Genomic DNA, 15,777 nt, shown 5'->3' with positions numbered 1-15,777 from the left:
AAACTTTTCTGACTTTTCTTCAGCCATTTATGAATGTTTGAATGATGCCCATTTGAAACATAAAAAAGAACTGGATTCCTTGCTGACTCTACGATTTCAGAAGTTTAATAAATCTCAGATTATGAACGTCTAAAGTATAGTTGCTCTGATATGATATAAAGTAGCTATACAGCAGATAGCGTCTCAGTCTGACCTCCAACTGGGAAAACCATCCATTACGTTATTGGTCTGCTATCTCATAGCGAGATCGCAACCGATGTAACTGATTAAAAAATCCCTAAATAGCTATCAACCAAGTCATTGTTACTTCACAAAATTTTTAATTGTGTTATTCAAAAAAAGGATTTAGCCATGCCTAAAATAAAATTGCCTGAAGCAGATTTGATAAGACTGAGAAATTTTCTGGGGGGTCTCAAAGATGAAAATGATAAAAAAATAACTCAAGATGATATGGCAAAAGCTCTGAATTATGGCGACAAAAAAACTATCTACCGCCATGTTTTTGACCGCAACAGTCAAGAAGTAAACAGTGATACTGTTGAACTGATTTGCAAATGCTTTAATATAGATCTTGCCCAGGGTGTTGATCTGGATTTGTGGGAACAACTGAAAAGAAATGTTAAAGCCAAAAATTTAACAGTAAAAATTAGTTACCCTCCTGAGTTCAAATCTTTAATTGAGTCTCGTACTAAGCGATTTGTGGGACGGGAGTTTGTAACTCAAGCTTTCGACGAATTTCAGAAAAATAACGATCGCGGTTACTTTACCGTATTGGGGGAACCGGGTACAGGGAAAAGTGCGATCGCCGCTAATTATGTTGTAAACAATCCGGCGATCTGTTATTTTCATATTGCTAGTCAAGGAAATAATACTCCTGAGAAGTTTTTAAACAGTATTCGAGAGCAACTTATTCAGCATTACAAATTATCTAACGTCAATAGTGCTAATTTAGCCACCTTAGTCAACTTAGCGGCAGAGAAGTTATCATCCAGTGAATCTTTAGTGATTGTGGTGGATGCTTTAGATGAAGTGATACAAGAGGTTGGGGCAGAGAATATTTTATTTTTACCAAGAAACTTACCCCAAAATGTCTATTTCTTTTTAACCAGAAGGCATTATCGAACGGATGGAGAAAGAAGGCTTTTTACAGAAGTAGATACCCCTCAACATGAATTGGATTTACGTCAAAAGATGGATATTTCTCAAGATGATATTAAAAAATGTATTCGGTTATTCCTGAATGAAGATGAACAATTCAGCCCTAAGTTACAATTATGGTTAAATCGTAATTCCTATTCACAAGATGATTTTATTAAGAAGGTATCTGAAAGGGTTGTTGATAACTTTGTGTATTTAATTTGTTTAATGGACGCACTCACCAGAGAACAATATACTAATTTTAATTTAAATGATTTACCTACAACTCTCAAAGATTATTATGATTTGCATTGGGAAAGAATGGGAATGAATCGTCCAGAAAACATTGATAAAAAGAAAATCTTATATTTATTCAAGGAAGTTAAACAAAAGAAAGGAAATATTTATGATGAATTTATTGTGGAGATATTTACCATTGACATTGATATTTTAGATCAAGTAATAACGGAGTGGTATCAATATTTGCGAGAGGAAGAAAATGAGGATTTAATTTATTATGATTTTTATCATCAAAGTTTTTTTGAATATTTAACTAAAAGAAAAGAATTAAATAGTGAGCAGAAAATTTTTCGGGAAGTCAATGAAGCTCTAAATCGTCGCTGGGAACAAAATGATCCTGATGAATACCAGTTTAATTAGCACTTAATGAACTTGTAAACCACATTTCCTATCTAAAAATGGATAAAAAAGAACGACAATTATATTTGGCGACAGTTCCCAGTAGTGCCTTTGAGTCTGGGAATCTCAAGCGTTACTATGGATGTTTAACCTGTTATCCTTTTATTTCTGATAAATTAAATCATCCGAGTTTTGATGTGCAAGATGTCATAAATGACTATGATTATATTTATCAATCTGATTTACGAAACCATCCTGATTATGATGCTGAAAGAACGGAAGCCTTAAAGCTAATTCAAGAAACTTTCAGGTTATCTGCTCATATTTTAAGGGAGCATCCTGAGCAGTTAATTTCTCAGTTATTAGGTAGATTATTTTACCCATCTTTGTTAGAAAATTCTTATATTCAATCTTTTCTAGAGCAGGCAAAAGCGAAGATAGTTCCACCTGCTTTAATTCCTTATTTGGGGAGTTTACAACCACCAGGTACTGGTTTAATTCGGACTCTTGCTGGTCATAATGGATTTGTTAATGCAGTAGCTATAACCCCAGATGGAACAAAAATCGTTTCTGGTGGTAGCATAGATGGAACAATCAAAATATGGGATTTAGCTAAAGGGCAAGAATTACTTTCTTTTAGGGTTACAGAATTTGATGCCAGTGTCTCTTCACTAGCAATTTTTCCAGACGGAATGAAAATCATTGCTGGTGGTCATTTTCTTCTTAAGATATGGAATTTAATAACAGGAGATGAACTATACAACCTAGTTAGTAACACATTTCCGGGAGCATATTTAGTAATAATCACACCAGATGGAAGCAAAATTATTAATAGCACTGACTATGACGGTACAATTAGAGTATGGAGCGTATTAACAGAACAAGAACTATTCAATTTTCAACTATTCAATTTTCAGAGTTATCAGCATAGAATTAACTCCTTAAAAATTACATCTGATAGCAGTAAAATCATTGCTGGTAGTAGTAATGGGACAATCGTAGTCAAGGATTTGGTTAAATTGTCAAGATTCCCCTTCAAAATATTATTTTTATTAACTAAAAAATTTAAACAATTAAGGGAAGTGTTTTCACTAATAACTTTAAATACTATCTTTGGACACAAAAGTAGTGTAAATACGTTAGTTATTACCCCCGATGATAGTAAATTCATTTCTGGTAGTAGTGATTCGACAATCAAGATATGGGATTTAGCTACTGGTAAGGAATTGCAAACTTTAACCGGACACTCGAAAGGAGTAAATACATTAGCAATTACACCCGATGGGAGTAAACTCGTTTCTGGCAGTTGTGATTCAACAATCAAGATATGGGATTTAACGAGGGAAAAACTTTCATTTTTTCCCACCAACCACAATTCTGATGTATCTAAATTGTTGGTTATGTCAAATAATAGAAGACTTGTTTCCGCTAGTTATGATTCAACAATTAAAGTGTGGGATTTTTTAAAAGGACAGGAAATAGAAACTTTGACAGGTCATGGTAAAGAGATTAAAAACGCAGTAGTTAGTTCAGATGATTTACTTGCTATTTCTAGCAGCGAAGATCAAACAATTAAAGTATGGGATATAGTTAAAGGTAATGAATTATTTACATTTTCTAATGATAGTGTAGTAGAGAAAGTTATTTATAATAATCAAATAATCTTAGGTGGATCAGCTGGTAATATTATTATAGTTGATCTTATAAAAAATAAACCATTTACCTTGTTGAACGGTTTTTGTCATTATTTTAAACACTCGGAAATAGTCATAACCCGTGACAGGAAATATTCACTTTTCCAAGATCGGGAAGGACTAAAAATGTGGAGTTTAGCTAGAGGAAAAGAACTGGGGAAAGTTGCCACTTATTGGGGGACTATGGTAACTATGTTAACAATCTCCAGTGACAATAGCAGAATTATTATTGGTTACAATAACGGAACGCTACAAATATCCCAATTTTGTCTTAGATGGAGACTACACTTCAAAGCTGATCAGCAAAAAGCATCAATTATCGAATACGCTCATAAAGATAGGATCACATCAATAGCTATAACCCCTGATAATTGCTATATTATTTCTGGTAGTTTAGATAAACTTATTAAAGTATGGCATTTAGATATGGGAGAATGCCTTTATACTTTTATCAATGATACCCCTATTACCGCCATTGTTATTTCTCCTGATGGGAAAAAAGTAATCGCGGGAGATGAAGCAGGTCGGTTACATTTTTTAGAATTAATTGTTTAATCTCTAGTGCGAGCTAGGGAAGAATTATTTGCGCTCAATCTGTTTAACCCGAAATAGATTTAGGATTTTGGCGATCGCCTCTAGCTCTTGAAAAACAGGATAATTCCGTGAGTAATAATAGAGTAGAGAGTTTATTTGAATAGACATAGACGAAAGACCTGCAAATTGTCTAAATCGAGATATCTAGCTGACATCGTGACTGTGAATTTCTCCACAGTCAATACTAAAAATTTATTTAGAATCATATAGGACTTACGCAAGATGTGACTGAAAACCTTATTCTTGCGTAGGGGTAATTCATGAATTACCCCTACTTTCGTTCCCTTTTGCGTAAGTCCTGTCATACTGTTTGACCTAGAGTAACACATAAGTTACTATAGCAGTATGTCTATTATCAAAGTTCAAGAATATCTTCAAGAAGATGGTTCAAGTCCTTACCAAGAATGGTTTAATAGCTTGGATACCCAAGCAGCTGCGAAGGTAACAGTTGCTAAGTCTCGTTTGGAATTAGGCAATACATCAAATGTTAAATGGTTTGATGGAATTGGGGAATATAAGATTGATTGGGGTCCAGGATACCGAATTTATCTAGCTCAAGATGGTAAACAGCTTATAGTTTTATTTGGTGGGGGAACAAAGAAAAATCAGCAATCTGATATTAATCGTGCTAGAGAATTATACCAAGAGTACAAAAGACGAAAAAAAGAAATTAGCAAAGAGCAAAAATTTGACAATGATAGTAGAGAGAAAAGGTAGTTATTATGGCACTAACTAGAGACTTTAAAGAAACCGTTAATGCACGAGTGCAAAGAGATTCTGAGTTTGCGATCGCTTTACTTGATGAAGCTATTTCTCTTTTCCTGAATGGTGAACCAGAAACAGCAAGACTGATTTTGAGAGATATTGTCAATGCAACAGTAGGTTTTGAACAGTTAGCAATTGAAACTTCTAAACCTAGTAAAAGTTTACATCGGATGTTATCAGCCAAGGGTAATCCAACGATGGATAATTTGACTGCTATTTTCAATGTTTTGCGGAAAAAACTGAATGTTGATATTAATGTAAAAACGACGGTTATTTACCATTAAAATTCCATTATCTTGAATAAAATAGCGATGGTGCGAAGCGAACTGACAAGTCAGCGCTTGCGCTATCGCATTTCCTCACATTGACAAAAAAAGACGATTCCTACGGAGTTCTTCGCTATTAAACCAGCGAGTCATAGGATTTTATGATTCACTGGAAATTTTGATTGTAGATGATTTTGGGGTTAAGGTGTTGGAATAGATCAACATTTACGCCCGAATTACAGTAATTCTATACTGATTTTCCGTCACCAACACCTCAGTTGATAACCTTTCTTCCATTGGTAAAGCATTTTTACGCCTATCAAAGATAAATAACCAACCAAAATCTAACCCCAAACGCCCTAAATAAGATTCTAATTGTTCAATTCCATCAGCTTGAGGATCGCGCTTTTTATCCCGCCATACTTTCAATTCAATCCCTAAAATTACATCTTTATAACGCAGACATAAATCCATTCTATCGCTACCAATTGCATATTCCCTTTCTAAAACTCCCCCACCATTAACCACACGATGTAAAAAAGCCATTAATACAATATGTGGGGCAATTTCATGGTAAGCAGCACTACTTAATAATGGTTCGACCTGTTGTCGCCAAAACTTGAGAAATGCTGTTAATAAAGCATCAACATTTAATTCACCTGTTGTAGTCAACCAACTAGGACTAATTAAAGGTAAACTGTCCTGAGTTCCTTGTACTAAAACGCGGGGAATAACTTCACGATATATGGGGTTAGAAATAACTAATCCCCCCATCGGATCACGTCGTAATAATCCTAAATCTATTAAATATTGCCTATCATCTGCCAGGGTATCGGGTAAGGTTTGCCCTGCTAAAATTGGTTCAATAATGTTTTTAACTCGTTTTTCTCTGAGTCTTTCCGCTAAACTATCTAAATGAGTATCTTGACGAGCAATTAATATCTCCTTAGCTGTTAAGATATGTTCTTTAGTAATAGCAATAATTCTATTTTTTACCATTTTTTCTACAATTTCTTTAGCTAAAGCATTGACTAGCCAAGGTTGTCCTTGAGTTAAATCAAACGCTGTTTCGATAGCTTCTGGTGTGAAAATTTGTCCTGTTGCTGCTGTATGTTGTTGATATAATTCTCCTACTTCTGCAAGATTAAAATTTCTCATAGTCAGAGAAGCAACTTTTATATTAAAAGGACTAGATGTATTTAATCTATCACTACCTCCCGATGCTACTTTATAATCTCTCACATCTCGTAAACCAATTAATCCTACTGATGAGGGAAAATTTTCTGGACGTTTAGGAAAACCATCTCTTAACTGTCGTAAAACTGATATTAATGTTTGGTCTTGTAAAGAGTCAATTTCATCTATAAATAATACTATGGGACGATTGATAGCTTTTGCCCAACTTCTTAAAAAAGCCTTAATTCTGCTTCCTGGTTCTTCCTGTTGCCATTGTTTAGCAGCTGGTTGTAATTCTTCAGGTAAACTATCCTCAATTGTATTATACCATGCCCCTAAAATTGCTAATTCTGCGGCAGTAGGATCATAATTAAATGCACTTCCTACTTCTACGGATACCATGACTGCGGCATAATTTCCAGTATCAGTCAATTGTTTTGCTAGGGATAACATAGCGGTGGTTTTCCCCGTTTGTCGTGGTGCGTGAAGAACAAAATAACTACGTTGTTGAATTAGCTCCTCTAAATCTGGTAATCTGACTGTGGGAGAGAGCATATAGTGGATATCGTCTGAACAGGGACTTGCAATATTAAACCAGCGAGTCATAGAATTTTGGTAATAGATGAACTCTTTAAGTTTAGACATTTTTTATGCTCCCGATACATTATTAAAACCACTAAATTTGCTAATGAGAGTTGGTTAATTCGGCAATTAATTGTTCAGGAGTGATAATTCGTGGTGTGACAATGGGGAAATCTTGAGGATTACGGGTAATAATTGCATCCAATTTATTAACTACCGCAGTAGAGTATTGAATAGAATCTTCAAAATCCTGAAAATTGGTTGTGAAAGCCATTATAATTGCAGCCTGATTTACTGTAGCAATTTGACAAAAAGTAATTAACTGCTTTAAATAAGTAAGCGTCCAATCTCGACCTCTTGCTTTACGGATAATATAATACAAATCACTAAAAGTTGAGGCGGAAATATAACCTGCAATTGTGCCTTTTTCAATTAGTGATAAAACTTGTTCACTTGCATTCCAAAAAGGTTCTCTTTCTAAGGCATTATCAATAATGATATTAGTATCTATCAGGATTTTCACAGGTTATATTTCTCCTTTAAATATTCATATTTAGCTTGATCTGGATCAAAGTCTGCCGGAATGGCAGGGGCATTTTCAAATAAACCCTGAAATGCTTTGATCCTAGATTTTCTTTTTGGTGTTTCTGGTGCTGGTTCAGTGGTTGGGGTTGTGGTATGATCAAGGGTGTCTGTGGCTGCCCAAACTACAATTTCCACATTTCCGGGGGGTAAATTCAATGGTTCGGTAATCAGCAAGTTACCAGATTGATCAATTTTTCCTTTGAGTTTGTATGCTTGCATGATGTTTTTTATGATACTCTGTTTTTATATCATATCATAGTGAACAAAATTCACGCTCTAAATTTGGGTTTAAATTATGATAACTACACTCATCGAACGAGAAACAGAACCAATTTTAATTAGTGACTTAACCTGGAGAGAATTTAAAGCTGTTGAACAGCTAATTGATCGCCCAGGGTTAAGGTTATCTTTTTTAGATGGAGTTTTGGAGATTAGAAAAATGCCAGGGAAAAAACACGAAACCATCAAAGAACGTATTGGTGCTTTACTAGAAATTTATTTAGAATTTTTGGGATTAGATTTTACTCCTACTGGTTCTGTCACCTTAGAAAATGAATTTGAAAAGGTTAAAAGAGAAGGTGATAAATCCTATGAGTTGGGAGCCAATAGAAAACATCCTGATTTAGTGATTGAGGTGGTTGTTAGTAGTGGAGGAATTAATAAACTAGAAGCATACAAACGGTTAAAAATTCCTGAAGTTTGGTTTTGGATGAATGATGAGTTATTGTTTTATAGTTTAGGAAATGAGGGATATGAGGCTGTTAGTAAATCGCAACTTTTACCGAGTTTAGATGTAGGTTTATTGATGCGTTGTATTGGTATAGAAAATCATGCTCAAGCACTGCGAGAATTTAGAGCAGGGATAAAAATTATTGAACCAACATAACAATATACAATGTTGATTTTTTAAGATTTTTTTATCACCATAACTCCAATTTACGAAAGCGATCGCCTTTGGGTAGTAAGCGATCGCTGTCTTCTTCAATATCTGGGGAAAGGACACTTTAATTAATGCTCAAAGTCAAGAGCAGCCAAACGACGTTTCCGCCGACGTTCTTCTTCATCTTCCAATAACTTTTTGGCTTGTTTATCGTCTAAACTAGCTAACCATTTAATGAAAGAATCCATATTATCAAATTCCATTTCTTGTCCTGTTTTCGGGTCTTTAACAGAAACCATTTCGTAACTTTTCAAAAGACTACTTGCTGCATTATTAGCAGCTTTTATTGTCTCCCATACTATAATTCCAAAAACACTACTGGTAACTGCATTTCTTACCTTCCCTACAATTGAAGAATCACAAGGTAACTGATTTTCAAGTAGCTTTCCACTACTTTGCTTTACAGTTTCTTCCAACATATCTTTCCAGATTGACATTTTTGCCTCCAAAGATGTTTTCCTAAATGTGCTAGATAGAGGTCCTGCAAAATTCACTACACTAAATTTTTAGAAGTAGGAAGAGAGTCAGGGTTTCAAGCTACTAAAATTTAACTGAAATTACTGGCTCTCCGCTCTCCATGAACAGTTGACTAGACATTATTCTCTCTTTGTCTCAAACCTAAAGAGAATAAGCAATTTTAAGATTATTTCTCTTGGGGTGGAGCTTGTTCTTCCGGTGGCGGTGGCGGTGGAGAGTCGTCTTTCAAAATTTCAGTGATGATAGCACCGGCAGCCGCTCCGATAACAGTAGCCACTATAGGCAATACCATAAATTTTTCCTCCAGGTAGAGATTGTTTCTTTTTCTATGACCACGTTAGCCAGTCTTTTCTTTAATAACAAGGAAAAAATGGACAAAAACAGATATTGTCCTGTCCTGTCCTTCAACCCAGATGATAGAGCCCACATTCCGCACCCTCAACTGTCACATTGAAAATTTTATCTAAATCGTCAAAACGATTGCCAGCTCTGAATTACAGGCTAATTTGTTGGATCAGCAGATTCACAATTAGTCCTAAAAATCTGATAGGGTTCTTCGGTTTTTGTTATGCAATGGACGGGGGTTATAAGGGATGGAACCCTTATATAGAAAAGCATTTGGCGATTTTTGTCAATTATTTTTGATCTAGAGCGAACTAATCAATTAAGTCTCTTGCCAGATAAGGATTTAGTCGATTTATGCCTCCCTATCGAACCATACCAAGTAACGAAGAGCCACCACTAGCTAGATTTAATCGTACAAGCGGGGGAAATTTCTCTCGCTTTTTATAATTGGCTCAAATTCAAGAAAATAAATTATAAAAATATCAATAAAAACGAAAAAATCTTAAAAACTTAGACAATTTAAAAGCTATCGCATTAGGTGTAAAAAAATTAACATAGAGGTCAAAACCATGACATTTAAGGTATTCGGTAGTCGTCCCGCTAACTCCATTTGTCTTCCCGATGTTCCCTACTCGGTTCGTTTCAACTGTAAAGACGGGGGAGGCGGCATCTTCGTCGGGGGTTCCGACCCGCAACATCGCAAGTCCAATCCAGAGGACAAAATCGACATAAATATCATCAAAGTATCGAAATATTTCGGTACTCTAGGCAAAACCGATAACGTGCTGTGGATTCAGCTATTTTTTATCCCGGCTCCCAATGTACCCGCCGAAATTCTGCCCCCCAATACCGTCTGTGTCGGGTATATCAAAAAACAGAGCATTTCCGCCCTATTCAACACCGTGCAAGCCGCTATGAATAACGGTGAACCCGCACTCGGTATCTTCACCCTCAGTTTTCAGAAAGAAGTCGGTGCGGAGGGACCCTATTATTCCGTCTGCTTTAACTGGCGCACACGTCAATCCGACGAGGAGAAAAAGCAACTGGAAATGATCGACGCTTTTCACAACGAATACGGCGAGCAACTGATCGACTTGGAAAGCACCCGAATGTTGACCTGCGTTGACGGTTGGAGCGCAGGAGATGTCAATGCCCTTATCGCTCGCTCGTTGGGTGAACTGCCCGAAAGCAACCGGATAGAATTGCCCCCAGCTAAATCTCCCCGCCGCACTCGTTAATCCTTGACCTCTCTCGCACCCTCATTCCGGGGGTGCGTTTCACCCATAGTTAATTGATATTAACCGAACAATTTGTACTTTTTACCCACAGTCAATCGACTGAAATTTTACTAAAATCTATTGGACAGTTTTTGTTTTCTAAAAGAATCCGATTTCAGGATAAACTAAACCCTATTCTTTTACCCAATAAGTAGAAAACTAGCCTTAATCCGACCTGTTATTCAAAGAAATAAACAAAAATTATGTTATAATAATCGATATTTATGATGCTATTTAATCTTGAAAATCACCAGATTGGGAGATTGAAAACCATGACACAACCTATTCCTAAAAGAACACCCCGTCGAGGACGTATTTTTCCTGAAATCCAATGGACGGAAGCAGAAAAAACGAAAAGAAAATTGGAAAGTGAAGCGTTTTATCAACGTTGTCGGACGATATTCGAGCAAATCAGACCAGAGTTGATCGGCGAACATTACGGCTGGTATATCGCCATCGAGCCGGATAGCAAGGAATATTTTATCGACATTGATCGAGAAACCGCTCATCTCAAAGCACGCCACGCTCATCCCGATTCTATCCATTGTCTTTTCCGGTTGGACGGGACGGGAGCTTGTGGAACGATATGATCCGAGGAACATTCGGTGATAATTGCGAGATATTTTTCTTGATCGATCTCATCACAGGAGAAGGCGAGAATCTTTCCGTAGATGCCATGCTAGATACCGGGTTTACCGAGTTTCTAGCGATAAATAAACAGGATGTTGAAGGATTGAATTGGGCGTATTTCGATCAAGAAGAAATGCTCACCGCGCGAGGATTGGCAAACTTCGATATCTATCTCGGTAAAGTTCTTATCAACGAGCGAGAGTTTGAAGTTCCCGTCTTCGCTGGGGATGATATTCAAGAAATCCTGATCGGCTCACAATGGCTCAAGGAATTCGATTTAATGGTCAGATACCGACAAGAAGAATTAAAACTACAATAAAAGTCTCAGAAAATCCTTCGGCATGGGGTAAAAACCAACGAGGTACAACCCATGTCCAAACCGCAAGCGATCGATAAATTCCAACTCATTACCGACAAACTGATCGGCCTGATCGAACGGGGAGTAAAACCCTGGACAAAATCGTGGCACGCGACCCCCTACCAGAACCTGATCACCGGTCATCAATACACGGGCATTAACCCCATACTCTGCAGCATCGACTCGACCATAAATCAATGGGAACATCCATTTTTTGTCAGTTTCATTCAGGCTAAACAGGTGGGATGGACGGTCAAGAACGGCTCGAAATCGACTTGGTTACGATGGGGCGGCACGAACGTCAAAGAAACCGAAAACCCAGAAACGGGAGAGGTCGAACGTCAATATTACAAGGCTTTTAAGTTCCATAACGTCTTCAATGTCGACTGCATTGATGACTCGAATAGTGACGTGAAGATCGATTCTCTCATCCGCCAAAGAAAGGTGACTATTTCGGGAAATAGCGAACTTCGTTTGCCAGAAGTTGAACAATTTATCCAACAACACCTGCCAACAACCCAATTCGGGGGCAACGTCGCCATGTACCATATCGCCACGGACACGATCCGATTACCCGAATACGAAACTTTCTCCAACGCCGCCGCCTATTACGCCACTTACCTGCACGAGTTGGTACATTGGACGGGACATCAAAAACGTTGCAACCGTCCGCTCAAAAATAAGTTCGGCTCCTGGTCCTACGCTTTCGAGGAATTGATCGCCGAGATCGGAGCGGCGATGGTCTGCAATCAACTGGGTATCGATAGCAAACTGGAACATCACGCCAGTTATCTCGACTTTTGGCTTAAAATCCTGAAAGATGACAAAAAAGCCTTTTTCGATGCAGCTCGCTTGGCGATAGGAGCGACTCAATATTTGACGGCAGTTCAACAACTAGAAAAAGCCAGTTGAGGACAACAGGCGATCGAAATAAACGTTATCGATCGCCCCTTTCCATCGAGAAGATTAAAAAATATCGAGAAAAAAGAGAACGAAAAAGCTGACTGCGGGGTGAAAACTATCGAGAGAAAGAACATGACTAACAATCGCTTTCCCCGGCCCGAATTACTGCTACACCCCAATATCCCCAAACCGTTACACGGTATCAATCCCCGCACGATCCTCGGTCAAAAGTGGTGGAACGCACAACGACAATTAGCCTACGCCGAACAGGACTATCACTGTTGGGCTTGCGGGATAAATAAAACGTCGGCTAAGTATCACCGTTGGCTGGAAGCACACGAGGTCTACGACATCGACTACGGTACGGGACGGGTGGAGATGAAAGAAGTCTGTGCGCTCTGTCATAGTTGCCATCAATATATTCACGATGGCAGAATGCAGAAATTATTGGAACAGGGCAAACTCTCTTTCGAGAAATATATCGACATTCTCGCTCACGGAGAACGGCTCGTCAAAGATTATTTAACCGAAATGGCTATCAATTATCGGGGAGAAGAGTGGAAACGACCTTTCGAGGGAACGCTTCCCTTTCAAGATACTTTCCCCGATGTGATCGTACCAGGATTACCCCGTCCCGTCCAATCGCAAGTCGATTGGCAAGAATGGCATTTAGTGGTCGAGGGACGGGAATATTATACGCGCTTTTCCGATGTTCAGGAATGGACAGACTATTATCAGTGGTTACACCGCAATAACCTGACCGATAATTTCCAAATATTCGCCCAATTTAAAGAAAGTAAATAATCTTCAAAAGCTTGCGCCAAGGGGTAAAAACCATTCGGAGAAACCCCTTGGCCTCTAAAGTTTATTTATTGCATTATCTCGGAGAAATCGGCGATCTCACCAAACCGACCGGACACGCACAACACTATCTAGGTAGTACCAGCCGGAGCCTGAAACAAAGACTAGCGGAACACGCCGCAGGACGGGGTGCAAAAATAACCGCCGCTTTCGCCCGACAGAATATCGACTTTATCTGCGTCCGGACGTGGAACGGCGGTAGAAGGGTGGAACGTTACCTCAAACGCCGTCACGCCCACGCCCGTCTCTGTCCTTTGTGCAATCCCAACGCCCGTAAATACGGCAACCAGATGGGAGGAACACCCCTGATCTCTAGTTTCAAACACGGTTCTCGATCGACATCTTCAGCGTCTTGATCGAAAATATCGAGAAATTGAAATGATTTGAATGGGGGGTAAAAACCTATCAAGGAAAAAACAATGAATATAATCTTCAAACAATGGAATTGCCGAGTTATCGTCAGTAAATATCTGAAAGGTGGTTTTCCAGCGATTTATTTAGTCGATGCCAATAACGGAGAACAGATCGCAAAGGCAACGGTTAATTTGATAGATTACGGTATCGAACCAGAACCGAATCATTGCTATTTGAAAGACTATTCCGAAAATCAGGGAATTGTCGAGATTCTAGCGGGAGCCAGAGTCGTGATTCCTATCCAACAGATTCGCTTCGGAAATTTGACCGCAACATTGTGCAAACTTAGTCCTCAACTGATCGAAGAATTAGAAGAGCTATAAAACGTAGAGAAAGCTGTCATCTGACAGCTTTTTCTGGTTATAAGTAGTCAAACATGGTCAGACCTAAAGAACAATTGGAGAGAAAAAAATAGCTGGAACGGGGGTGAAAAACATGGAGAGCAACCGATATGCAACTATCCATCTTCGATCTTCCCCCCGATCCCTTACCGACCCAACTTCGCTATCCCGATCCCCGCAAAGCGCAAAAGCTAAGGGAATTAGCCGCTAGTCTCCAATCCCAGATTGACAAAAAACTCGACCCAGCGATCTCCCATCAACGCCCCACCCGACGACGGGCCGGCATCGTCGCCTCGATGAGAGAGGACGGAAAACAACTACAACGGATTCAGTCTTGGCTGCGGGTAATGGCCGACGAAGCTGAAACAGGAACGTTACCCGACATTCTCCAACGGATAACGACGAAAACCCAGTTAGAAGTCCTGTATTCTTTCTGTTATCACCGTTGGCGAGATGAAGATATCCACCGCGTACTTACCGATAGCAATTCTTATTGGTACGGCAAACTGGAACGGGCGCACCTGAATAGCCTCGATCGAATTAAGCTGGCAATTACCGCTTTACAGTCCCTCGACAATCCCGTACCAGAAGACCCCACTCTCATCCAGATACAGAAACTGGAAAGAGCGCTGATCGGACGGAATATCCGCGGTTATTTTCCCACTCCCCGGCTTATCTGCCAACGGATGGTCAAATTGGCCATGCTCCGTAACGGTATGAACGTTTGGGAACCGAGTGCAGGCAAGGGATCGATCGCCGAAGCGATTCGGGAATCGGTACGGGTCAACTTGGATGTCTGTGAACTGCAAGCCGAACTCCGGCAAATTCTCCAATTGAAAGGGTTCAATGTCATCGCCTTCAATTGCTTCGATGTCACGGGAAATTACGATCGCATTCTGATGAACCCTCCCTTCGGCAAAGGGCTGGAAATTTCCCATATCACCCACGCCTATAACCGTCTAACCGAAGGGGGAAGACTGGTAACGATCGCCCCAGAATCCGTCAGCTTTCGCAAAGACCGAACTTATCAACAGTTCCGTAATTGGTTGGCCGATAAAACCGTCCTCGATGAGGCTTTACCTGATAACGCATTTCTAGAAAGCGATCGACCAACGGGAGTAAGAACAAGGCTGTTGGTACTGGCAAAATAGCCCACAATGGACGCTTATCAGAGCGTCCTATTTCCGCAATCGGACGGGCCATAGCAATAAAATCGGGGGACGGTATCCACAAAAAGGGTGAAAACAGCCAAAAAAATGACCAGCGCCAGTGAAAACCATTTGTGAAAAATCATGAACAACACCTTCACGGAAAAATTTCTCGAACAACCGCCGCCGAATACCGTTCGGGTCATCCAGACGGTCACGGGAACGACCGACAACGCCCGAATATGGGTCGGTTACGATGCCGACAACCAGAAAACCTTTCACATTTACTGTCCTTATCGCATTGGCAACCGCATACCTGAACCCGTCACGGCGATCGAGGCGATTTTTTTTGATAATTACTGGCGCTGGCGGGTCACGACCGCGTACAAAGCTCCCCGTTGTCCCGATTGTGGTGCGGCATGGGACGAGCGCCATTGCGAATTTTGCGGCTTGTGGCTTGAAGACCCGATTTAAAGAGAAAAAAAGAGAAGATTGAAGAAAACCTCTGTATTAGTCGAGAAAATTCATACAGAGGTCTTAAACTATGAAAATCTTATCCTGTTATTCCCTCGGTGAACACTTCAGTAAGTAGTCGTGCAAAATTAATTTCCTAGTGAAGATAGGCAAGAGGCAAGAGGCAAGAGG

The 15,777-nt window shown here is 39.4% G+C and carries 20 protein-coding genes and 1 pseudogene; 15 read left to right on the top strand and 6 right to left on the bottom strand.

What is annotated here, in order from left to right; all coding sequences use genetic code 11:
• From O9290_RS15705 to O9290_RS15695, 3 genes and pseudogenes are all read left to right on the top strand, one after another.
• Positions 1-133 (top strand): annotated as a pseudogene (locus O9290_RS15705) (IS630 family transposase); the annotation flags it as partial.
• 218 nt (positions 134-351) lie between these two features.
• Positions 352-1,797 (top strand): P-loop domain-containing protein, encoded by a 1,446-nt coding sequence (locus O9290_RS15700; RefSeq protein WP_288055918.1) that lies wholly within the window; start codon positions 352-354, stop codon positions 1,795-1,797.
• A 38-nt stretch (positions 1,798-1,835) separates the two neighbouring features.
• On the top strand, positions 1,836-4,025 hold the full coding sequence (locus O9290_RS15695) for a WD40 repeat domain-containing protein (protein ID WP_288055916.1): 2,190 nt from the start codon (positions 1,836-1,838) through the stop codon (positions 4,023-4,025).
• A gap of 24 nt (positions 4,026-4,049) precedes the next feature.
• Here the strand turns inward: O9290_RS15695 and O9290_RS15690 are convergent, their stop codons facing one another.
• Positions 4,050-4,172: a hypothetical protein gene (locus O9290_RS15690; RefSeq protein WP_287728621.1), complete on the bottom strand. Its 123-nt coding sequence runs from the start codon at positions 4,170-4,172 to the stop codon at positions 4,050-4,052.
• A 237-nt stretch (positions 4,173-4,409) separates the two neighbouring features.
• Here O9290_RS15690 and O9290_RS15685 point away from each other — a divergent pair, with 237 nt between their 5' ends.
• Complete coding sequence (locus tag O9290_RS15685) at positions 4,410-4,781, top strand: type II toxin-antitoxin system RelE/ParE family toxin (RefSeq protein ID WP_002754997.1); 372 nt, start codon at positions 4,410-4,412, stop codon at positions 4,779-4,781.
• Positions 4,782-4,786: 5 nt separating this feature from the next.
• Entirely contained in the window at positions 4,787-5,113 is a 327-nt protein-coding gene (locus O9290_RS15680; protein ID WP_002754998.1) for a helix-turn-helix domain-containing transcriptional regulator, read from the top strand.
• A gap of 207 nt (positions 5,114-5,320) precedes the next feature.
• Here the strand turns inward: O9290_RS15680 and O9290_RS15675 are convergent, their stop codons facing one another.
• From O9290_RS15675 to O9290_RS15665, 3 genes are all read right to left on the bottom strand, one after another.
• Positions 5,321-6,877, bottom strand: coding sequence for an AAA-like domain-containing protein (locus tag O9290_RS15675; protein ID WP_288055920.1), 1,557 nt, complete (start codon positions 6,875-6,877; stop codon positions 5,321-5,323).
• A 79-nt stretch (positions 6,878-6,956) separates the two neighbouring features.
• A complete protein-coding gene (locus O9290_RS15670; RefSeq protein WP_002756819.1) occupies positions 6,957-7,376 on the bottom strand; it encodes a type II toxin-antitoxin system VapC family toxin in 420 nt (139 codons plus the stop codon).
• Positions 7,373-7,657 carry a hypothetical protein gene (locus O9290_RS15665; protein WP_002755003.1) on the bottom strand — a complete coding sequence of 95 codons (285 nt, stop codon included), beginning with the start codon at positions 7,655-7,657 and terminating at the stop codon, positions 7,373-7,375. Before O9290_RS15665 ends, O9290_RS15670 begins: the two co-directional genes overlap by 4 nt.
• A gap of 76 nt (positions 7,658-7,733) precedes the next feature.
• On the opposite strand from O9290_RS15665, the gene O9290_RS15660 reads away from it, so the two are divergent.
• Positions 7,734-8,324 carry a Uma2 family endonuclease gene (locus O9290_RS15660; protein WP_288087251.1) on the top strand — a complete coding sequence of 197 codons (591 nt, stop codon included), beginning with the start codon at positions 7,734-7,736 and terminating at the stop codon, positions 8,322-8,324.
• A 122-nt stretch (positions 8,325-8,446) separates the two neighbouring features.
• Here O9290_RS15660 and O9290_RS15655 read toward each other — a convergent pair whose 3' ends face one another.
• Entirely contained in the window at positions 8,447-8,815 is a 369-nt protein-coding gene (locus O9290_RS15655; RefSeq protein WP_002804874.1) for a hypothetical protein, read from the bottom strand.
• A gap of 206 nt (positions 8,816-9,021) precedes the next feature.
• Complete coding sequence (locus O9290_RS15650) at positions 9,022-9,147, bottom strand: hypothetical protein (protein WP_288057342.1); 126 nt, start codon at positions 9,145-9,147, stop codon at positions 9,022-9,024.
• A gap of 622 nt (positions 9,148-9,769) precedes the next feature.
• Here O9290_RS15650 and O9290_RS15645 point away from each other — a divergent pair.
• The 9 genes from O9290_RS15645 to O9290_RS15605 all read left to right on the top strand — a co-directional run bounded on the left by O9290_RS15645 (position 9,770) and on the right by O9290_RS15605 (position 15,606).
• A complete protein-coding gene (locus O9290_RS15645; protein ID WP_288087249.1) occupies positions 9,770-10,438 on the top strand; it encodes a hypothetical protein in 669 nt (222 codons plus the stop codon).
• 311 nt (positions 10,439-10,749) lie between these two features.
• Positions 10,750-11,067 (top strand): hypothetical protein, encoded by a 318-nt coding sequence (locus tag O9290_RS15640; RefSeq protein ID WP_288087247.1) that lies wholly within the window; start codon positions 10,750-10,752, stop codon positions 11,065-11,067.
• Positions 11,064-11,426 (top strand): aspartyl protease, encoded by a 363-nt coding sequence (locus O9290_RS15635; RefSeq protein ID WP_288087245.1) that lies wholly within the window; start codon positions 11,064-11,066, stop codon positions 11,424-11,426. Before O9290_RS15640 ends, O9290_RS15635 begins: the two co-directional genes overlap by 4 nt.
• A 51-nt stretch (positions 11,427-11,477) precedes the next feature.
• Positions 11,478-12,377 (top strand): ArdC family protein, encoded by a 900-nt coding sequence (locus O9290_RS15630; protein WP_288087243.1) that lies wholly within the window; start codon positions 11,478-11,480, stop codon positions 12,375-12,377.
• A 123-nt stretch (positions 12,378-12,500) separates the two neighbouring features.
• The gene (locus O9290_RS15625; protein ID WP_287999074.1) at positions 12,501-13,172 is read left to right on the top strand and encodes a hypothetical protein; all 672 of its coding nucleotides are present in this window, start codon (positions 12,501-12,503) and stop codon (positions 13,170-13,172) included.
• A gap of 47 nt (positions 13,173-13,219) precedes the next feature.
• The gene (locus O9290_RS15620) at positions 13,220-13,585 is read left to right on the top strand and encodes a GIY-YIG nuclease family protein (protein ID WP_110579905.1); all 366 of its coding nucleotides are present in this window, start codon (positions 13,220-13,222) and stop codon (positions 13,583-13,585) included.
• A gap of 63 nt (positions 13,586-13,648) precedes the next feature.
• Positions 13,649-13,966, top strand: a complete 318-nt coding sequence (locus O9290_RS15615; RefSeq protein WP_287999079.1) for a hypothetical protein — start codon at positions 13,649-13,651, stop codon at positions 13,964-13,966.
• Positions 13,967-14,094: 128 nt separating this feature from the next.
• Complete coding sequence (locus tag O9290_RS15610) at positions 14,095-15,135, top strand: DNA methyltransferase family protein (protein ID WP_288087239.1); 1,041 nt, start codon at positions 14,095-14,097, stop codon at positions 15,133-15,135.
• Positions 15,136-15,276: 141 nt separating this feature from the next.
• On the top strand, positions 15,277-15,606 hold the full coding sequence (locus tag O9290_RS15605) for a hypothetical protein (protein ID WP_287999087.1): 330 nt from the start codon (positions 15,277-15,279) through the stop codon (positions 15,604-15,606).
• The last annotated feature ends 171 nt before the right edge of the window (positions 15,607-15,777 follow it).

This window comes from Microcystis sp. LE19-41.2A (assembly GCF_027530405.1).
Taxonomy (GTDB): domain Bacteria; phylum Cyanobacteriota; class Cyanobacteriia; order Cyanobacteriales; family Microcystaceae; genus Microcystis; species Microcystis aeruginosa.
The sequence above is the reverse complement of the archived record's forward strand: the minus strand, read 5'-3'. Positions and strand labels throughout refer to the sequence as shown.